The organism is Lichenicoccus roseus, assembly GCF_005844085.1.
GTDB classification, from domain to species: domain Bacteria; phylum Pseudomonadota; class Alphaproteobacteria; order Acetobacterales; family Acetobacteraceae; genus Lichenicoccus; species Lichenicoccus roseus.
Genome location: NZ_VCDI01000006.1, coordinates 174,317 through 193,401, shown reverse-complemented (window position 1 = coordinate 193,401; position 19,085 = coordinate 174,317). Strand labels below are relative to the sequence as shown.

The following is a 19,085-nucleotide window of genomic DNA, read 5'->3' as shown; positions in this document are numbered from 1 at the left end:
CAGGCTCAGGCGAACAGGCAGCGGGGAAAACAGGATCATGGCACGCATGAGGGATGGCTGGAGCCTGGGCGACGCACCCAGCCTCGATGGCAGGGTCGCCATCGTCACCGGCGCCACCGGCGGCATCGGCTACGAGACTGCGCTCGGTCTCGCCCGCAGGGGCGCCACCACCATCCTGGCGTCGCGCAACCAGGCCAAGGGCGACTCGGCGGTGGCGCGCATCCGTCGTGCGTTGCCCAAGGCCGATGCCCGCTTCGAGGCGCTCGACCTCAACAGCCTCGCCTCGGTGGCGCGCTTCGCGGACCGCATCCAGGCCGCGCATCCCGCGATCGCCATCCTGGTGAACAACGCCGGCGTGATGGGCTTTCCGCAGCGACTGCTGACCGAGGACGGCTTCGAGCGGCAGATCGGCGTCAACTACCTGGCGCATTTCGCCCTGACCGCGCGGCTCAGCCACGCGCTGCAGCAGGCCGAGGGCGGCGGTCGCGTGGTCGAGGTCGCAAGCCTGGCCCATCGTCGGGCGACCCTGGACCTTGGCGACCTGCAGTCGGAACGCGACTACAACCCGTTCCGCGCCTACGGCCAGAGCAAGCTGGCGATGCTGGTGTTCGCCATCGAGCTCGAGCGGCGGTCCCTTCAGCATGGCTGGAAGCTGTGCAGCGTCGCCGCCCACCCCGGCTGGTCGCGCACCGACATCGTCTTCAACGGTCCGGGTCAGGGTGCGCCCGGGTTGAAGGAGAAGGTGATGGCGTTCGGCTTCAATGCCCTGGCGCAGAGCGCCCGCGACGGAGCGTTGCCGTCGCTGTTCGCGGCCATGGCGGCAGAGGCCAAGGGCGGCGGCTATTACGGTCCCACCCTGCTGGCCGAGACCCGCGGACCGGTCGGCCCATCGGTGATCATGCCGCAGGCTGCCGATCCGGCCACCGCCAGCAGGCTCTGGACGCTGTCCGAGCAGCTCACCGGCGTCAGCTTCGGCCAGTCGTCGGAAGCGGGCTGACCGGCGGCCGGGACTGCTTGCGCGCATCGTCGCGCAGCAGCCCGGCCAGCTCGGCGGTGATCTGCTTGCTGTTCTGGATCAGCCGCTTCTCGTCGTCGGCATACGGCACGCTTTCGTAGAGCATCCGCTCGTCGACCTCCTGGAACCGCGCCACCAGCGTCCGGGACATCTCACGGTCGTAGCCAAGCGCGTCCAGCACCTGCTCGGTCATGCGGAGGCTGGAATGGAAGGTCTCGCGCACCAGCCCCTGCACGCCGAGCTTCAGCAGCAGATGGGCATGCCGCCGGTTGCGCGCCCGCGCCACGACACGCAGGTTCGGGAAGGTACGCCGGGCCATCTCGACCACGCGCACGCTCTCTTCCGGATCCGCCAGCGCCACCACCAGGAGCTTCGCGGTCTCGGCGCCGGCAGCCCTCAGCAGGTCGGGCCGCGACGGATCGCCGTAGTAGACCTTGGAGCCGAACCGCCGCAGCAGCTCGATCTGGTCCTGGTCCTGGTCCAGCGCGGTGAAGCGGATGCCCTGGGTACGCAGGATGCGGCCGACGATCTGACCCACCCGTCCGACGCCGCAGATGATGACCGGTGCGTCCTGCGCTTCGATCTCGTCGTATTCCGGCGCCGCCGCTCGTCCCAGGTGCGGGATCAGCAGCCGCTCCGACAGGCTGAACAGCACCGGAGTCGCGGCCATCGACAGCGCGATCACCAGCGTCGCGATCTCGGACTGCGCCGGCGCCAGGACGCCCGCCCCGATCGCGGCGGCGAACAGCACGAAGCTGAACTCGCTGCCCTGCGGCAGGGCGGTGGCGAACCGCACCGCCTCCTTGGTCGATTGTCCGGCCAGCCGCCCGAGCACGAACACGACCAGCGCCTTGGCGGCAATCAGCCCGAGCGTGCCGAGCAGGATGGTGACGGGCTGCGTGACCAGCAGGTCGAGCCGCGCGGACATGCCGACCGAGAGGAAGAAGAAGCCGAGCAGGACGCCCTCGAACGGCTCGATGTCGGCCTGGATCTCGTGCCGCCAGGTCGAGTTCGACAGCAGCACGCCGGCGAGGAAGGCGCCGAGCGACATCGACAGCCCGACCAGGCTGGCAATCCAGGCGGTGCCCAGCACGGTGAGCAGTGCCATGGCGGTGAACACGTCCGGCGAACGGGCGCCGCCGATCAGCCGGAACAACGCGGGCACCAGGTAGCGGCCGCCAACCAGGATGGCCACGATGGCGGCCGCACCGAGCGAGACGCTCTGCCAGGGGATCGCGTGGCGAAGCTCGCCGGAGAAGCCGTGCGCCAGCCCATGCGATATCGATGGCCCGCCACCGGCCAGCAGCGGCACCAGCGCGACGAGCGGGATGAACGCCACGTCCTGCAGCAGCAGCACCGCGAATGTGTCGCGGCCAGCCTCCCCGGAGAGCAGCTCGCGCTCGCCCAGCATCGGCAGCACGATGGCGGTCGAGGACAGGGCAAGCCCGACGCCCAGCACCGCCGGCCCGGCCCAGCCGGCGCCCTGCAGGCCAAGACCGGGCAGCTGCACCATCAGCACTGCCAGCACGAAGGCGGTGGCGACCACCTGGGCGGTGCCGAGGCCGAACACCGCGCGTCGCATCGTCCACAACCGCTGCGGACGCAGTTCCAGGCCGATCAGGAACAGCAGCATCACCACGCCGAGTTCCGAAACGCTCTCGATCTGTCCCGGGCTGCGGATCAGTCCAAGCCCGACCGGACCGATCACCGCGCCGCCGATGAGGTTTCCGAGCACTGCGCCGAAGCCGAGGCGGCGCGAGATCGGCACCATGACGACGCTGGCAAGCAGCAGGGCGACGAGAGTCTGCAGCATCGGGTGGCCTTTGCAGCGGGAGGGGTCAGCCGGTGCGGATGAAGCTCCAGTACAACGGGGTCCGCCCGGCGGCCAGCGCCTTGGCCTCGTAGCGGGTCGGCGGCCAGTCGTCCGGCCGTACCGTGGCAGGCTGGGCGGCTTCGAACAGCGACTGCGCGCCCATCACCTCCCGCACCCAGTCCTGGTAGGTAGGATCGTCGCTGGCGATGCGCCACTCCGCGCCCGGGCGCAGCTTGACGGCAACCAGCCCGATCGCCTGCGGGTGCACGAAACGGCGCTTGGCATGGCGTGATTTCGGCCAGGGATCCGGGAACAGCAGGAACATCCGGTCGAGGCAAGCATCCGGCAGCGCCTGGAGCAGCGTGCGGGCGTCATCGTCCCACAGGCGCAGCAGGTCCGGCAGCGGCGCGGTGGCTTCCTCGCCGTCCGGGACCAGCCGGGTCAGCAGCGAGCACAGACCGTTCTCGAACACCTCGCAGGCGATCAGCCCGATGGTGGGGTGAGCCGCGTGCTGTGCCAGAGTATGCTCGCCGCCGCCGAAACCGACCTCCAGCCAGAGCGCCGACGGCACGCGCCCGAAGGCTGTTGCGGGGTCGGCAGCCGCCTCGGCCGGAAAGCGCAGTCGTGGCAGCGTGTCGTCGAGCAGCTTCTGCTGCCGCGGCCGCAGCGGGTGACTGCGCTGGCGGCCGTAGAGACGGGCGGGTGGCGGCCTGACTTCGCGGCGGACCGGCAGCGGCCCGGGCTCGCTCAACGCCCGAAGGCGTTGGCCAGCGTCGCGGCGAGGTCGGTGCGTTCCCAGGTGAAGTCGTCGCGCGCGTCGTCCGGGGTGCGGCCGAAATGCCCGTATGCGGAGGTCGTGCCATAGATCGGCCGGTTCAGCCGCAGATGCTTGCGGATGCCGCGCGGGGTCAGGTCCATCACCTGGCGCAGCACCGCTTCGAGCTTCGCTTCCTCGACATCGCGCGCGGTGCCGTGCAGGTCGACATACACCGAGAGCGGGTGCGACACGCCGATCGCGTAGGAGATCTGCAGCGTGCAGCTGTCGGCAAGGCCGGCGGCCACGATGTTCTTGGCGAGGTAGCGGCAGGCATAGGCCGCCGAGCGATCCACCTTGGTCGGGTCCTTGCCGCTGAACGCGCCACCGCCATGCGGGGCCGCGCCGCCGTAGGTGTCGACGATGATCTTGCGACCGGTCAGGCCGGCATCGCCATCCGGGCCGCCGATCACGAAGATGCCGGTCGGGTTGGTGTAGAAGCCCTCATCCGGGCACATCCAGCCCTCGGGGAGCACGTCCTTCACGATGGCGGTCAGCTCCTCGCGGATCTCCGGCTGCGTGAGGTTCTCCTCGTGCTGGGTCGAGATCACCACGCTGGTGGCGCCGACCGGCTTGCCGTCGATGTAGCGCAGCGTGACCTGGCTCTTGGCGTCCGGCAGCAGCCCGCGCGCGCGGGCATCCCCGGCCTTCCGCAGCGTGTTGATGCGGTGGAGGATGCCATGCGCGTAGTGCAGCGGCGCCGGCATCAGCGACGGCGTCTCGCGGGTCGCGAAGCCGAACATGATGCCCTGGTCGCCGGCACCCTCGTCCTTGTTGCCGGCGCTGTCGACGCCGACCGCGATGTCGGCAGACTGCTCGTGCAGGTAGTTGTGGAACTCGGCGTGGCGCCAGGAGAAGCCCTTCTGGTCGTACCCGATGTCGCGCACCGCCTCGCGCACGGCATGCTCGAGGGTCTCGTTGACGCCCTCGGGGCCACGGACCTCGCCTGCCAGGATGATGCGGTTGGTCGTCACCATCGTTTCGCAGGCGACGCGCGCCTCGGGGTCCGCCGCGAGATAGGCGTCTAGCACCGTGTCGCTGATCCGGTCCGCCACCTTGTCCGGGTGGCCTTCGGAGACGCTCTCCGAAGTGAACAGGAACTCGCCCTTGTCGCGCATGGATATGCCTCTGGTCGCGTGTGGCCGCCGCGACGGCAGTTTCTTCCGGCGACGTTTGGAGCCGGACGTTTGGCGGAAACGTCTGGCCTGGTCAAGAAATAGCCGCCGGTCAGGTGAGGCCGAGAACGTCTCGCATGCCGTAGAGGCCCGGCGCCCTGCCGGCGGTCCAGTGTGCCGCCCGGATCGCGCCGGCGGCGAAGGTACGGCGGTCGAAGGCGCGATGCGACAGCACCACCTGCTCGTCGGCCGAGGTGAACAGCAGCGTATGCTCGCCGACGATCTGGCCGCCGCGCAGCGATGCGAAGCCGATGGCGCCATCGGCTCTCGCGCCGGTGACGCCGTCGCGCCCGCACTCGCGCACGTCCGACAACCGCACGCCGCGCGCGGTGGCGACCGCCTCGCCGATTGCCAGAGCGGTGCCGGATGGCGCATCGAGCTTCTGCCGGTGGTGCATCTCGACGATCTCGGCATCGTATTGATCGGCAGGCAGAGCGGCGGCGGCGCGGGCAGCGAGTTCCAGCACCAGGGCCACGCCGGCCGAGAAGTTTGCGGCCTGCACCACCGGTGCATGCCGCGCCGCTCGCGCCACCGCCTCCCGGGCAACGTCCGACAATCCGGTAGTGCCGAGGACCCAGGCAACGCGGTAGTGGGCGATTGCCTCGGCATGCGCAGGAACCGTGCCGGCAACGGTAAAGTCGACCACGACGTCGGACGCACTGGCCAGTGCCTCGATGGACGCCATCATGGTTACGTCCGGAGCCGGCGCGGCACGTCCGGCGCCGGGCCGGTCGAGACCGCCGGCGAGGGTGTCGCCACGAAGCCGGATTTCGTCGAGAAGCAGGCCACCCACCCGTCCGTTGATGCCGGCAACGCCGATCCGCATCACTCAGTGCTCCTGGAAAGCATGAGCGTACAAGAAAGCGGCGGCGCGGCCTCGGGGGCCGCACCGCCTGTATTCGCCCTCGGAACGGGTGGGGGGGGGGAACGTCACCGCGGGCAGCTCATTAACTACGAGGTCTCCCGCGTGGTTTCAACATCACAGTCAAGCGGCAACCGATTGTCACGCACTTGCTATATTCATGACGTCAGCGTCATGAGACCGATGCCGGCCTGACGGCCGGATCAGGGGCGGCCCTCGAAGAAGTCCCGCACCTTGGCGAAGAACCCTTCGCTCTCAGGACTGGACCGGGCATGCGCCGAAGCCTCGTTCTCCAACTCCTCGAGCAGTTCCCGCTGCCGCTTGTTGAGATGCTGCGGCGTCTCGACCGCGACCTGGATATACATGTCGCCGCGCGCTGCCGAGCGGAGCACCGAGAAGCCCTTGCCACGCAGCCGGAACTGCTCGCCGGTCTGGGTCCCGGGCGGGATCTTCACCCGGGTCCGGGAACCGTCGATCACCGGCACCTCGACTTCGGCGCCGAGTGCCGCCTGGGTCATGCGCAGCGGCACACGGCAGAAGATGTTGGCGCCGTCGCGCTGGAAGATCTCGTGCGGCCGCACGCCGACATGCACATAAAGGTCGCCCGCCGGGATGCCGGCGCCACCGGCCTCGCCCTCGCCGGCCAGCCTTATGCGGGTGCCGTCCTCGACGCCGGCCGGGACCTGCACGTTGAGGTTTCGCTCGCGCTCCACGGTGCCGGCGCCCTGGCAGACCTTGCAGGGATTGCGCACGACGCGTCCGTTGCCGCCGCAGGTAGGGCATGCCCGCTCGACCAGGAAGAAGCCTTGCTGGGCCCGTACCTTGCCGGCGCCGTGGCAGGTCGGGCAGGTCTCGGCGGCGCGATCCTTGCTCTCCGATCCGGTGCCGGCACAGGCCTCGCAGGCGATCCGTGTCGGCACCCGCAGCGGCACCTTGGTGCCGGTGAAGGCATCGGTCAGGCTGATCTCGACCTGGGCCCGAATGTCGGCGCCGGCCCGCTGCCGGCCACCGCCACGTCGGCCGCCCATCATGTCGCCGAACACCTGGTCGAAGATGTCGCCGAGGCCGCCGCCGCCAAAATCGAAGCCTCCCGCGCCAGCCCCGGGGCCGCCGCCCTCGAAGGCGGCATGGCCGAAGCGGTCGTAGGCGGCACGCTTCTGGTCGTCCTTGAGGACGTCGTAGGCCTCGTTCAACTCCTTGAAACGCGACTCCGCAGTCTTGTCGCCCGGGTTGCGGTCCGGGTGGTACTTCATGGCAAGCTTGCGGTAGGCCTTCTTCAGCGCGTCCGCCGAAGCGTCCCGGGGCACTTCCAGGGTCGCGTAGTAATCCTGCTTCGCCATCCTGTCCTCATCGGCGCAACACGCCTCCCCTGCGGGACCACGTGGTCGTCATAACAAAGAGGCGCCCGCCTTCTCACGAAGCACGGGCGCCTCCGCCTTGATCTCGCCCGAACCGCTAGGGAGCGGCCCAGGCAACTCGGTCTGTCAGATCAGGATCAGGCGGACTTCTTCTTGTCGTCGACATCCTCGAAGTCCGCATCGACGACCTTCTCGCCGCCCGGGCCTGCCGACGGCCCCGCTCCCGGGCCCGCACCCATGCCCGAGGCGCCCGGACCGGCAGCACCAGCGCTCGCCTGCTCCTGCTTGTAGAGCCCTTCGCCGATCTTCATGGCGACCTGGCTCAGCTTCTCGGACGCGGACTTCACCGCCGCCACGTCACTGCCGGCGATCGCCGCTTTCACTGCGGCGATTGCCGCCTCGGCCTCGCCGCGGTCGGACGCCGTCACCTTCTCGCCGCTCTCGGACAGCGTGCGCTCGGTCTGGTGCACCAGGCCCTCGGCCTGGTTGCGCGCCTCGACGCCCTCACGCTTCGCCTTGTCGGCCTCGGCGTTCGCCTCGGCCTCCCGGACCATGCGCTCGATATCACTGTCCGACAGGCCGCCAGAGGCCTGGATGCGGATCTGCTGCTCCTTGCCGGACGCCTTGTCCTTGGCCGACACCGACACGATGCCGTTGGCATCGATGTCGAACGTCACCTCGATCTGTGGTACGCCGCGCGGCGCCGGCGGGATGCCCATGAGGTCGAACTGGCCGAGCGTCTTGTTGTCGGCCGCCATCTCGCGCTCGCCCTGGCTGACCTTGATGGTCACGGCGTTCTGGTTGTCCTCGGCAGTCGAGAAGGTCTGGCTCTTCTTGGTCGGGATCGTGGTGTTGCGGTCGATCAGGCGGGTGAACACGCCGCCTAGCGTCTCGATGCCGAGCGACAGCGGCGTCACGTCGAGCAGCAGCACGTCCTTGACGTCGCCCTTCAGCACCGCGCCCTGGATCGCGGCGCCGATGGCGACCACCTCGTCCGGGTTCACGTTGCGGGCCGGCTCACGGCCGAAGAACTGCTTCACGATCTCGATGACCTTGGGCATGCGGGTCATGCCGCCGACCAGGATCACCTCCTCGATCTCGCCAGCCGAGACCGACGCATCCTTCAGCGCCGCGCGGCACGGGCCGAGCGTCCGCTGGATCAGGTCGTCGACCAGGCTCTCGAGCTTCGCCCGGCTCAGCTTCAGCACCAGGTGCTTCGGCCCGGTGGCGTCGGCGGTGATGAAGGGCAGGTTGATCTCGGTCTCCTTGGAGGAGGACAGCTCGATCTTGGCCTTCTCGGCGGCTTCCTTCAGACGCTGCAGGGCGAGCTTGTCGGTGCGCAGGTTGATGCCCTGCTCGCGCTTGAACTCGTCCGCCAGGTAATCGATGATCCGGGCGTCGAAGTCCTCGCCGCCGAGGAAGGTGTCGCCGTTGGTCGACTTCACCTCGATCACACCATCGCTGATCTCCAGCACCGACACGTCGAAGGTGCCGCCGCCGAGATCGTATACCGCCACCGTGCCGCCGTTCTTGCGGTCCATGCCGTAGGCGAGCGCCGCAGCGGTCGGCTCGTTGATGATGCGCAGCACCTCGAGACCGGCGATACGGCCGGCATCCTTGGTTGCCTGGCGCTGGGCGTCGTTGAAGTACGCAGGCACGGTGATCACGGCCTGCGTCACCGGCTCGCCGAGATAGGTCTCGGCGGTCTCCTTCATCTTGCCGAGCACGAAGGCGCTGATCTGGCTCGGTGCATACTTCTGGCCGCGCGCCTCGACCCAGGCATCGCCGTTCTCGCCCTTGACGATGTTGTACGGGACCAGCCCGCGATCCTTCTCGACGGTCGGATCCTCGAAGCGGCGCCCGATCAGGCGCTTCACGGCATAGAGGGTGTTGGTCGGGTTGGTGACCGCCTGACGCTTGGCGGACTGGCCGACCAGGCGCTCGTTGTTCTCGGTGAAGGCGACCATGGACGGCGTGGTGCGGGCACCCTCGCTGTTCTCGATCACCCGGTTGTCGTCGCCTTCGCGGATCGACACGCAGGAATTGGTGGTACCGAGGTCGATACCGATAACCTTGCTCATGGAACTCTCCTTTTCAGCAGCCGGACCCGGCCCGAAGCACCGGAAGCGGCCCAATGGATGTCACTGGATGTATTGAGGGCAACCAACAGGTGCAAGCCCCGGCGGTCGCCAGGATGCACCGATCGGCAGCAGCCGGCAGCCAACGTGACGAGGCTACACCGTCTTGTCGAGACTTTCCGCACCGGTAGCCTCTGCATGCGGCCTGGCGCCGTGATCGCCGCCATCCGGCGCCTTGGCGACCACCACCATCGCCGGCTTCAGCAGCCGTCCGTTCAGGGTCCAGGCAGAGGTCCAGGCCTGCATCACGGTGCCGGGCGGATGGTCGGCGCTGGGCTGCTCGGCCATCGCCTGGTGCAGGTTGGCGTCGAACAGCGCGCCGGTCGGGTCGGTGCCGGTGATGCCGTTGCGCTCCAGGATGCCGAGGAACGACCGCTCGACGCTCTCGAAGCCCTCGCGCAGCTTGCCCGCGAGCGGGAGGTCGCTATCGGAAGCCGGCGGCAGGCTGGCGAGACCGCGGCGCAGGTTCTCCGCCACCTCGACCACGTCGCGCGCGAACTTCTGCACCGCATACTGGCGGGCATCGTCGACCTCGCGACGCGAGCGGGTACGGACGTTCTGGATCTCCGCCTCGGATCGCACCCACTTGTCGCGCATCTCCTCGAGCCTGGCCTCGAGTTCGTGGATGCGCGTCGTGGCCGCCTGCATCACCGTCTCCGACCCCTCGGCCGCGGCTCCGCCCTCGTGCTCATCTCCCGGCGCGGCAGTCTGCGGTGCAGCGTCGTCGAAGGCTGCCTGATGGGCGCCGGTGTCGGTCGTGGGTTGGTCGGGTGCGTGTGCTGACATGGATCCCATCATCGTCGTGATGTGCGTGCAGGTAAGCGAGGCGTCGATCGTGGACAAGCGGTAAAGCCGCGCGGCTGCAGGGCTGCGGCAGGGGGGCCGGGCCTCAATCCGGCCTGGCTGTCGAGCCCTTCATCAGGATGGCCTCCAGCGCCGAAAGCGCCGCTGCCTGCGAGTGCACGGGCTCGGCGAAGCCCACCCGCCGGGTCACTTCGGTGCCGTCCGGGTCGGGGCCCGGCGACGGACCGGCGTCGTAGCCGTCTGCGTCGATGGCGACGATCGAGGCGTCCGGCCAGCGTGACCGCGCTGCCGCCAGCAACCCGGGCTCCTGTGCGGCGAGGTCGGCCTCCGGCTGCACCATGCCGCCGTTGAGGGAGTGCGTGCGCCCGAAGCCGGCTACCATGTGGATCGCCTGCGGGCGCAACCGCCACAGGGTGAAGTCGCCGAACCCGGCATACAGCGCGCCATAGGGATGGATGCGTACCCAGCGGTCGCGCAGTCCGGCGAGCTGCGGGTCATCCGCCTCGACCGCCTCGGCGGTGCCGGTGACGGTGATGCGGGGGATCGTCTGAGGGTTGGCGGCATCCGATGCGCCCTCCAGCAGGAAGGCGCAGCGCGGGTCGGCGCGCAGGTGCCTGGAATGCCGCGACAGGCTGCTGACCATCATCAGCAGGTCCATGCTGCAGGTCGTCGCCGGCGTGACGAGGCTTGCGAACGGGGCGCCGTCGGCGAGCGTTGCGAGACTGGCCGACCGCGCGCCGCGCAGGATGTCGCGGGCGAGCCTGACCGTTGCGGCATCCGATTTCATTTATTTCCCCTCGGGTAGTGGGTAAGCACGGCCACCTGGCTCGACCGGCCAGCAGCCCTTTTGGCAGGAGACGCACGATTGGACGCGATGAAGCAGACGATCGCCCTGGTCGATGATGATCGCAACATCCTGACCTCGGTGTCGATGACGCTGGAGGCCGAGGGCTACCAGGTGCGCACCTATACCGATGGCGAGAGCGCGTTGCAGGGGCTCACCGCCAAGCCGGTGGATCTCGCCGTGCTCGACATCAAGATGCCGCGCATGGACGGCATGGAGCTGCTGCAGCGCCTGCGTGCCAAGTCGCAGCTGCCGGTCATATTCCTGACCAGCAAGGACGAGGAGGTGGACCAGCTGATGGGCCTGCGCCTCGGCGCGGACGACTACATCACCAAGCCGTTCTCGCAGCGGCTGCTTCTGGAGCGCATCCGGGCGCTGCTCCGGCGCAACGACGCCAATCGCGCCGAGCCGACCGGGGTCGCCGCACCTGCCAGCGTGGTGCGCGGCGACCTGTCGCTGGACGAGACACGTCACCAGTGCCTGTGGCGCGGCGCCGACATCCAGCTCACCGTCACCGAGTTCCTGCTGGTCAAGGCGCTGGCGATGCGCCCCGGCCTGGTGAAGTCGCGCGACCAGCTGATCGACGCGGCGTACGGCGAGAACATCTATGTCGACGACCGCACCATCGACAGCCACATCAAGCGCGTCCGCAAGAAGTTCCGGCAGATCGACGACGGCTTCAACCAGATCGAGACCCTGTACGGCATCGGCTACCGCTACAAGGAAGACTAGCCCGATGCCGGATACCCTGCCGGCGCCCACTCCTGGCCAGGGCCTCCTGGCGGCAGCCCCTGCCACCCGCGGGTCGATCAAGGCGCGCCGATCGCGACGCCGGTGGGTATCGCCGCTCATGCGCCGCATCCTGCTGGTCAACGCGCTGCCGCTGGCGCTGCTGGTGGCGACCCTGCTCTACCTGAACCAGTTCCAGAACAGCTTGCTCGAGGCAGAGGTCACCGCTCTGCGCGAGCAGGCACGGATCTATGCCGGCGCCCTGGGCCAGAGCGCCGTCGGCCAGCGGGCGGCGGGCGCCGTCGCGGCGCCGCATCAGCATGCGCCAGGGCGTCCAAGACATTCCCGCGCCGGCACTGCCCCGCACCAGGCCGATGCAGCCACCACCGACACCGACGACAACACCGTCCTGGTATCGGACCTGGTGCGGCCATTGCTGCTGCGGCTGACAGAGCCGAGCCCGAGTGCCCAGGCGAAGCTGTTTGCGCCGGACGGCCAGGAGATCGCCGACAGCCGTGCCGATGCCGGAAGCGCCGGCGCACCGCGGGTCCGGACGCCGGAGCCGGGCTATGGCGGCACGATGGAGCGTGTCTATGACCGCCTGCTGAGCCTGCTGCCGGAGACGCGGCTGCGGGTTGCGGTGCTCGGCGCCAATGCCGATCCGGATGCGCAGCCTCCCGACACCGGCGCGTCCGACGATGCCGCCGGCGGCGATGCGCGGCAGCAGCTCCATATCGGCGACAGCGACAGCTCCGACACCCCGCCCTACATCCGGCGCACCGCCGACCACCGGCTGCTGGTGACGGTGGCCGAGCCGGTGATGCATGACGGACATACGGTAGGCATCATCCAGCTGACCCGCGAGGCGCGCGACGTCGACCGGTCGCTGTTCGCGGTGCGCTCGTCGATCCTGGTGCTTTTCTTCGTGGCGCTGGCACTCACCGTGCTGCTGTCATGGTACCTGTCGCTGACCATCGCCCGGCCGCTGCTGCTGCTGGCGGGATCGGCGCACGTCATGCGCGAGGGCATCGGCCGCAGCGGCAGCGTGCCCCGGCGACTGATCAACCGGCGCGACGAGATCGGCGAGCTGGCCAAGGCGCTGGACGAGAGCGCACGGGCGCTCTGGGCGCGCATGGATGCGATCGAACGCTTCGCCGCCGACGTGTCGCACGAGATCAAGAACCCACTCTCCTCGATCCGCTCGGCGATCGAGACCCTGCTGCGCATCGAGGACCTCAACCAGCAGCGCCGGCTGCTGGCGATCATCGGCGAAGACGTGCGCCGGCTGGACCGGCTTATCACCGACATCTCGGATGCAAGCCGTGTCGATGCCGAGTTGTCGCGCGCCCGCGCCGAGCCGGTCGACGTGCTGCCGATCCTGTCGGTGCTCGCCGAGATCCATCAGGCCACCCGGAACGAGAACGGCCCGCTGCTGGAAATCCAGCGCAACGAGCCACCGACAGCCGCAGGTGGCGAGGCGTCGCCGGCACCGGGCGGTGTCGTGGTGCTCGCGGTCGAGGACCGGCTGGTCCAGGTGCTGCGCAACCTGATCGGCAACGCGGTCAGTTTCTCGCCGCCGAACGGCCGCATCCTGCTCGCCACTGCCGACGCCGGAGCCATGGTGGAGCTGTCGGTCAGCGACGAGGGGCCGGGTATCCCGGAAGCCCGGCTCGACAGCGTATTCGACCGGTTCTACTCGGAGCGTCCGCCGGGCGAGAATTTCGGCCAGCATTCCGGGCTCGGACTGTCGATCAGCCGCCAGATCGTCGAGGCCCTGCGTGGCAGCATCTCGGCGGAAAACCGTCACGATGCATCCGGCCATGTCATCGGTGCACGCTTCGTGGTGCGGTTGCCGAAGGCTCCATGATAGGAGCAACAGGTCGGCACAACGCGGCGTTCGTCACGCGGCAAACGGGATGAACAGGATGTCGGATCGTATTGTCGCGGATGAGGCCGTCCCGATGCCCCCCGTTGCCGGCGAGGCGACCCTTGGCGAGGGCTTGGCCAGGACCGACCATGAACGCATCCAGGCGCATCTCGACGCGGAATTAATGCGCCAGTGGCTGGCCAAGGATGCTCAGGCCGGCACTGCCGTCGAGGCAGCGCGTGCCCGGGCACTCGGCACGCTGTCGGTCTGCCTGACGCTGCTGAGCGTGCTGGCGACCTTCTACACGCTGTATTTCGCCAGCGCGATCGTGCTGCCGTTCGTGCTGGCGGCCGTGTTCAACCTGCTGCTCAGCGGACCGATGCGCTTCCTCAACGGACGCCTGCGGGTGCCGAAGCCGCTCGCGGCACTGGTCCTGATCCTGCTGCTGTTCGGCATCGTCGGCGGTATCGGTGCCGCGATCTCGGTCCCCGCGAGCGGCTGGATCAGCAAGGCGCCGCAGAGCCTGCCGGCGCTGCAGGCCAAGCTCGCCTTCCTGAATGCGCCGATCCAGGCGGCGCAGGACGGCATGAAGAAGCTGGGCGACCTGATGGACCAGACCGGTGGTCCGCACGTCACCGGCGCCCAGGTCATCCAGGTGCAGTCCAGCAACACCAGCGGGCTGACCAGCGTCGGCTCCTCGCTGCTGCTCGGGACGCGTTTCTTCCTCGGCCAGGTCTTCACCGTGCTGCTGATGCTGTTCTTCTTCCTGTACGAGGGCGACAGCCTGCTGCGTCGGTTCGTCGAGATCATGCCGACCTGGGCCGACAAGCGCCGCACTGTCCAGATCGCCTCGGAGATCGAGAGCAACGTCTCGCTGTATCTCGCCACCATCACCGGCATGAACCTGCTGGTCGGCGCCGCCAACCTGGTGCAGTGCTGGCTGCTCGGGCTGCCCAACCCGTTGTTGTGGGGCGTGGTTGCGTTCCTGCTGAACTACATCCCGATCCTGGGGCCGCTGACCGGCGTGGTGATCTATTTCTTCGTCGGCCTGTTCGTGTTCCCGTCGGTGCTGCATGCACTGGTGCCGCCGGCGGTCTATCTCGGCATCCACTTCCTCGAGGGCGAGACCATCACGCCGATGCTGCTGGCGCGGCGCTTCACGCTGAACCCGGTGCTGGTGATGGCGTCGCTGATGTTCTGGGACTGGCTCTGGGGCATTCCCGGCGCGTTCCTGAGCGTGCCGCTGCTGGCGGTGTTCAAGATCATCTGCGACCATGTCGATAGCCTGACCGCGATCGGCCACATCGTCGGCGGCGCGCCCAGGGAACGCGGCGCCACCAGTTGGCGAACCCGACTGAAATCGTGACGACCCTGCAATCGACGCGCGGCGCCGTCGCTGGCGGGGATCCCGCCACGAGACGCTTCTTCCGCGACTTTCTCATTCTCGCGCTTGCGATCGGCGGCACCCTGCTGCTGTCGAAACGACAGGCGCTGACCGGCGACGAGCCGCGCTATTTCATGTTCGCCCGCTCGTTCATCGAGCACGGGCGCTTCGTCATGACGCTGCCGCAGTGGCAGCATCTTTATCGGGCAACCACCGGCCTGGAAGCTGCCAGCCTGCCGGTCGGCTACCACGATGTCGCGTTGCTGAACGGCGTCTATCTGCCGGCTGTGCTGGCACCGGTGTCGCTCGCCGGGCTGGCGGCGTTGCGGCTGGCGACACTGCTTGCAGGATTGCTGGGTCTCGCCTGCCTCCTGGGGTTGGCCCGGCGCACCGGCAGCGGCGGGGCGGCCTGGGTTGCCACCCTCGTCGCCGGCCTCTCCATCCCGCTGCTGCCCTACCTGCATATCTTCTACATGGAGACGTTCCTGTTCGCGCTGCTCTGCGCGGCCTGGTGGCGCCTGCAGACGCCCACGCGCAACACGCTGGGCGACGTGGTGACGGGCTGCCTGTTGCTGGCGCTACCCTTCGTTCACCTGCGCGCCGCGGTGGTCGCCGTCGTCCTTTATGGCCTGTTGCTGTGGCAGGTGTGCATGCGCGGGCAGTGGCTCCGCGCCGCTGCGCTGGTGGCGCTCGCGGCAGCAGCGCTCGCCGTCCTGGTCACCGCGAACCTCTCGATCTACGGCACCGTCACCGGACCGGTGAACACCGCCCGGCCGCCGCTGCCGTCCGAATGGTTCGGCGTGCTGTCGATGCAGCTTTTCAACGTCCGCCATGGCCTGCTGGCCTTCGCGCCGGTCTGGCTGCTGGGCTATGCCGGCCTCGTCGCCGGGGCGCTGCGCGGCTCCCGCCTTGCCCGGCAGGGGCTGGTGCTGGCGGCGATCGCCGCGGTGACAGGGGTCGGCGTCAATCCCGGAGAGTGCTGGCCAGCGCGGTTCTGGGTCCTCTCCATTCCGATGCTGGCGGTCGGGCTGTGCCTGTGGTGGCAGATGGCACGGACCAGGCTGCCCCGCATCCTCGCCCTGTCGCTGATCGCGTTCACCTTGCTGAACTCCTATGCCTTCCTGAAGCATCCCAACGATCTGCTGGAGAACCGCCAGAGCGGCACGACCTACCAGGCCTGGTTCGACAAGGTCGGGCATCTCGATTTCGGCCTGCCGCTTCCGGTGGAGACCGATGACCCGATCGACCGGACGGCGGCGACCACGCTGGCGATCGGCTCCCTCCTGTTCGTCGCGTTCGCGATCGCCGCTCCGGTCAGAGGTCCTGCCTGGACGACGGGCTGCTTCCTGCTGCTGCTCGCGGCACTTGATGCAGCGCATGTCCGGCTGGTGCCTCCCGCGCAGTATCGTGTCGAGGCCAGGCCGGACCGGCTGACGCTTGTCATGCAGCAGCCGATGGCCGCCGGATATGTCCAGCTTGGCCGACCTTGGTTGCCGCTGTTCGGCCCTCCGCAATGGCCACGCTTCGACGTCGAGGCAGACGGCGCGCTGGGGCAGTCGCGGCACTTCGAGGCCGCCCGCAACGTGGTTCCGGTTTCCTGCAAGGACGGCATCAGGTCCGTCACGATCGCGACCCGATCGGCGATCGACCTCGCGGACGCGGCGCATTACCGGATGAGGCTGTACCGGTCGCAATCGATGATCTGGCGCACCGTCGGCTGGTTGCGCGACCGCTGCTGATCCTGGCTTCTGACGACGGAACACGCACGACAATGCAGACACTCGGCATCGGCCTCATCGGCACCGGCTTCATGGGCCGCACCCACGCTCTCGCCTATCGCGCGGCGGCGGGGATCTTCCCGAACCTGCCGGCGCCGGTGCTGGAAATGGTGGCCGACATCGATGGCGCTGCTGCCGGGCGCGCCCGGCAGCAGTACGGCTTCGCCCGCGCGACCACCGACTGGCGGGCACTGGTCGCCGACGAGCGCGTGCAGGTGGTGTCGATCACCACGCCGAACGTGATGCACCGGGAGATGGCGCTGGCGGCGATCGCAGCCGGCAAGCACGTGCACTGCGAAAAGCCGCTGGCGCCGAGCGTCGCGGACGCCCGGGTCATGACCGAGGCGGCGGAGGCGGCCGGCGTGCGCACGCAGACCGGCTTCAACTACATCAAGAACCCGATCCTGAAGCTGGCGCGGGACATGATCGCGCAGGGCGAACTCGGCGAGATCACCGGCTTTCGCGGCATCCATGCCGAGGGCTTCATGTCGGACCCCGCGATCCCCTACAGCTGGCGGCTCGATCCGGCCGGCGGTGGCGGCGCCATCGCCGATATCGGCAGCCACATCATCGGCATGGCGCGCTACCTGCTCGGGCCGATCACCGAGGTGATGGCCGATCTCGACACCATGGTGAAGCAGCGCCCGGCCGCCTTCGGGTCGAGCGAGATGCGTGCGGTTGCGGTGGACGACGCGGCGCGCCTGCTGGTGCGCTTCGAGCGCGGCATGGCCGGCACCATCGAGGCGAACTGGTCGGCGACCGGGCGCGCGATGCAGCTCGGCTTCGAGATCAGCGGCAGCCGGGGCACGATCGCCTTCAACCAGGAGCGGCTGAACGAGCTGCAGTTCTTCAAGGCCGGCGGCGAGCCCAGCCGGTCCGGCTTCACCCGCATCGAGGCGGGACCGGCGCACACGCCGTATAGCCTGTTCTGCATCGCCGGCGGCCACCAGCTCGGCTTCAACGACCTCAAGACCATCGAGGTCGCGGAATTCCTCGCCGCGATCAGCAGCGGCGAGGCGAACGGCCCGGACTTCCGCGAGGCGCTGGAAGTCCAGAAGATCATCGAGGCCGCGATCCGCTCGTCCAGCGAGCGGCGCTGGCTCGCGATCGAGAGTTAGTTCAGCACCACTCCCCCGCGCGCATCAGAGGCTGCCGCTCGCCGCCCTGGGTGATGCCGTCGACGTCGATCTCGCCGGAGCCGATCATCCAGTCGATATGGATCAGGCTGCTGTTGGCGCCGCGTGCGCCGAGGGCGGCGGCGTCCAGGCCCTTGGAGCCGTGCATGCAGGTCGCGTAGGCCTGGCCGAGGGCGATGTGGCTGGCGGCGTTCTCGTCGAACAGGGTGTTCTGGAACAGCAGGCCGCTCCGTGAGATCGGCGAGGAGTGCGGCACCAGCGCCACTTCGCCGAGCCGCCTGGCGCCGTCGTCGGTGCCGAGGACGCGCTCGAGCACCGCCTCGCCCCGGTTGGCATGGGCATCGACGATCCGCCCGGCCTCGAAGCGGACCTCGATGCCGTCGATCAGCGTGCCCTGATACGAGAGCGGCTTGCTGCTGCGCACGTGGCCTTCGACGCGGTCCTTGTGCGGGGTGGTGAACACCTCCTCGGTGGGGATGTTCGGGATGCAGGTGATGCCGTTGGCGGCGACGCCCGAGCCGCCGAGCCAGGCATGGCCCTCGGCCAGCCCGACGGTGAGATCGGTACCGGGGCCGCGGAAGTGCAGGGCGCCGAAGTTGGCGTGGTTGAGCAGGGCGGCGCGGGCGTGCAGCGCCTGGTCGTGTTCGCGCCAGGCCGCCACCGGATCGGGGCCGTCGAGCCGGCTGGCTGCAAAGATCGCGTCCCACAGCCTGGCCACCGCGACAGGCTCGGGATCATTGGGGAACAAGGTCCGTGCCCAGGACGGCGTCGCGCAGGCGACGATGTTCCAGTTGACCGCGAAGTTGGTGATCAGGCCGAGCGCCGCCTGGTTGGCGCGCGCATTGGCCCGGTTGGCGCGGGCGACGCGGTCCGGATCCTGGCCGGCGAGCAGGGCAGGATCCTCGCCGGTGATCGCCAGCCGCGCCGCGCCGCCGCGGAAGGCGTTGGCGACGCCGTCCGCGAGCCAGGTGGCGGCGGTGTCGAAGGCGGCGTCCGGGGCATGCTGGAAGCGGGCCAGCCGGGTCACCTCGTCGGTGAAGAAGGTGGTGACCAGGGAGGCGCCGGCACGGTAGGCGTGTTCGGTGATCCGGCGCACCAGAGGCACCGCATCCAGCGGCGCGGTGATGACCAGTTCCTGGTTTTCGGCCAGGTTTAGGCCTGTCCGCACCGTGACCTCGCCCAGCCGATCGAGCATCGCATCGATACGGGCCGCATCGGGCGGGAGCTGCAAGTGACCGTCCATCGGGTTCTCCTGTTGCGTCTGCAGGCGGAGGTTGCCCCGGCCGGCATGTTGCTTGCTAATTCGCTATCGTTGTGGGCTGCCATGCCGGGCCCCGCAACTGTCGGGCCGGTGATTTCCGACGGCCC

The 19,085-nt window shown here is 69.0% G+C and carries 15 protein-coding genes; 6 read left to right on the top strand and 9 right to left on the bottom strand.

What is annotated here, in order from left to right; genetic code table 11:
- Positions 1 to 37: 37 nt before the first annotated feature.
- A complete protein-coding gene (locus FE263_RS16720; RefSeq protein ID WP_338086737.1) occupies positions 38 to 997 on the top strand; it encodes an oxidoreductase in 960 nt (319 codons plus the stop codon).
- Here FE263_RS16720 and FE263_RS16715 read toward each other — a convergent pair.
- The 8 genes from FE263_RS16715 to FE263_RS16680 form a co-directional block, all read right to left on the bottom strand.
- Positions 966 to 2,828: a cation:proton antiporter domain-containing protein gene (locus FE263_RS16715; RefSeq protein WP_138327162.1), complete on the bottom strand. Its 1,863-nt coding sequence runs from the start codon at positions 2,826 to 2,828 to the stop codon at positions 966 to 968. The two genes, FE263_RS16720 and FE263_RS16715, sit on opposite strands and share 32 nt — an antisense overlap.
- A gap of 25 nt (positions 2,829 to 2,853) precedes the next feature.
- Positions 2,854 to 3,579 carry a tRNA (guanine(46)-N(7))-methyltransferase TrmB gene (trmB, locus tag FE263_RS16710; protein ID WP_138327161.1) on the bottom strand — a complete coding sequence of 242 codons (726 nt, stop codon included), beginning with the start codon at positions 3,577 to 3,579 and terminating at the stop codon, positions 2,854 to 2,856.
- Complete coding sequence (metK, locus tag FE263_RS16705; RefSeq protein ID WP_138327160.1) at positions 3,576 to 4,760, bottom strand: methionine adenosyltransferase; 1,185 nt, start codon at positions 4,758 to 4,760, stop codon at positions 3,576 to 3,578. The genes trmB and metK overlap by 4 nt, the downstream gene beginning before the upstream one ends.
- A gap of 109 nt (positions 4,761 to 4,869) precedes the next feature.
- Positions 4,870 to 5,643: a 4-hydroxy-tetrahydrodipicolinate reductase gene (gene dapB / locus FE263_RS16700; protein WP_138327246.1), complete on the bottom strand. Its 774-nt coding sequence runs from the start codon at positions 5,641 to 5,643 to the stop codon at positions 4,870 to 4,872.
- A 239-nt stretch (positions 5,644 to 5,882) separates the two neighbouring features.
- Positions 5,883 to 7,019, bottom strand: a complete 1,137-nt coding sequence (gene dnaJ / locus FE263_RS16695; RefSeq protein ID WP_138327159.1) for a molecular chaperone DnaJ — start codon at positions 7,017 to 7,019, stop codon at positions 5,883 to 5,885.
- Between the two features lie 155 nt (positions 7,020 to 7,174).
- The gene (gene dnaK / locus FE263_RS16690; protein WP_138327158.1) at positions 7,175 to 9,118 is read right to left on the bottom strand and encodes a molecular chaperone DnaK; all 1,944 of its coding nucleotides are present in this window, start codon (positions 9,116 to 9,118) and stop codon (positions 7,175 to 7,177) included.
- 153 nt (positions 9,119 to 9,271) lie between these two features.
- On the bottom strand, positions 9,272 to 9,961 hold the full coding sequence (locus FE263_RS16685; protein ID WP_138327157.1) for a nucleotide exchange factor GrpE: 690 nt from the start codon (positions 9,959 to 9,961) through the stop codon (positions 9,272 to 9,274).
- 103 nt (positions 9,962 to 10,064) lie between these two features.
- The gene (locus tag FE263_RS16680; protein WP_138327156.1) at positions 10,065 to 10,766 is read right to left on the bottom strand and encodes a HugZ family pyridoxamine 5'-phosphate oxidase; all 702 of its coding nucleotides are present in this window, start codon (positions 10,764 to 10,766) and stop codon (positions 10,065 to 10,067) included.
- Between the two features lie 87 nt (positions 10,767 to 10,853).
- Between FE263_RS16680 and FE263_RS16675 the strand changes: the two genes are divergently transcribed.
- The 5 genes from FE263_RS16675 (at position 10,854) to FE263_RS16655 (ending at position 17,699) form a co-directional block, all read left to right on the top strand.
- Positions 10,854 to 11,555 (top strand): response regulator transcription factor, encoded by a 702-nt coding sequence (locus FE263_RS16675; protein ID WP_171034154.1) that lies wholly within the window; start codon positions 10,854 to 10,856, stop codon positions 11,553 to 11,555.
- 4 nt (positions 11,556 to 11,559) lie between these two features.
- Complete coding sequence (locus FE263_RS16670) at positions 11,560 to 13,419, top strand: ATP-binding protein (RefSeq protein ID WP_138327154.1); 1,860 nt, start codon at positions 11,560 to 11,562, stop codon at positions 13,417 to 13,419.
- 184 nt (positions 13,420 to 13,603) lie between these two features.
- Entirely contained in the window at positions 13,604 to 14,785 is a 1,182-nt protein-coding gene (locus tag FE263_RS16665; RefSeq protein ID WP_138327245.1) for an AI-2E family transporter, read from the top strand.
- Positions 14,761 to 16,542, top strand: coding sequence for a hypothetical protein (locus FE263_RS16660; RefSeq protein ID WP_138327153.1), 1,782 nt, complete (start codon positions 14,761 to 14,763; stop codon positions 16,540 to 16,542). Before FE263_RS16665 ends, FE263_RS16660 begins: the two co-directional genes overlap by 25 nt.
- 32 nt (positions 16,543 to 16,574) lie before the next feature.
- Positions 16,575 to 17,699: a Gfo/Idh/MocA family protein gene (locus FE263_RS16655; protein WP_138327152.1), complete on the top strand. Its 1,125-nt coding sequence runs from the start codon at positions 16,575 to 16,577 to the stop codon at positions 17,697 to 17,699.
- 1 nt (position 17,700) lies between these two features.
- On the opposite strand, the gene FE263_RS16650 is transcribed toward FE263_RS16655, so the two are convergent.
- Positions 17,701 to 18,960, bottom strand: a complete 1,260-nt coding sequence (locus FE263_RS16650) for an aminopeptidase (RefSeq protein WP_138327151.1) — start codon at positions 18,958 to 18,960, stop codon at positions 17,701 to 17,703.
- Between the last annotated feature and the right edge of the window lie 125 nt (positions 18,961 to 19,085).

Coding starts and splice junctions, on each gene's coding strand:
- FE263_RS16720 (WP_338086737.1), top strand. CDS start 38: ATGGCACGCATGAGGGATGGCTGGAGCCTGGGCGACGCACCCAGCCTC.
- FE263_RS16715 (WP_138327162.1), bottom strand. CDS start 2,828: ATGCTGCAGACTCTCGTCGCCCTGCTGCTTGCCAGCGTCGTCATGGTG.
- metK (WP_138327160.1), bottom strand. CDS start 4,760: ATGCGCGACAAGGGCGAGTTCCTGTTCACTTCGGAGAGCGTCTCCGAA.
- dapB (WP_138327246.1), bottom strand. CDS start 5,643: ATGCGGATCGGCGTTGCCGGCATCAACGGACGGGTGGGTGGCCTGCTT.
- dnaJ (WP_138327159.1), bottom strand. CDS start 7,019: ATGGCGAAGCAGGATTACTACGCGACCCTGGAAGTGCCCCGGGACGCT.
- dnaK (WP_138327158.1), bottom strand. CDS start 9,118: ATGAGCAAGGTTATCGGTATCGACCTCGGTACCACCAATTCCTGCGTG.
- FE263_RS16685 (WP_138327157.1), bottom strand. CDS start 9,961: ATGTCAGCACACGCACCCGACCAACCCACGACCGACACCGGCGCCCAT.
- FE263_RS16680 (WP_138327156.1), bottom strand. CDS start 10,766: ATGAAATCGGATGCCGCAACGGTCAGGCTCGCCCGCGACATCCTGCGC.
- FE263_RS16675 (WP_171034154.1), top strand. CDS start 10,854: ATGAAGCAGACGATCGCCCTGGTCGATGATGATCGCAACATCCTGACC.
- FE263_RS16670 (WP_138327154.1), top strand. CDS start 11,560: ATGCCGGATACCCTGCCGGCGCCCACTCCTGGCCAGGGCCTCCTGGCG.
- FE263_RS16665 (WP_138327245.1), top strand. CDS start 13,604: ATGCGCCAGTGGCTGGCCAAGGATGCTCAGGCCGGCACTGCCGTCGAG.
- FE263_RS16655 (WP_138327152.1), top strand. CDS start 16,575: ATGCAGACACTCGGCATCGGCCTCATCGGCACCGGCTTCATGGGCCGC.
- FE263_RS16650 (WP_138327151.1), bottom strand. CDS start 18,960: ATGGACGGTCACTTGCAGCTCCCGCCCGATGCGGCCCGTATCGATGCG.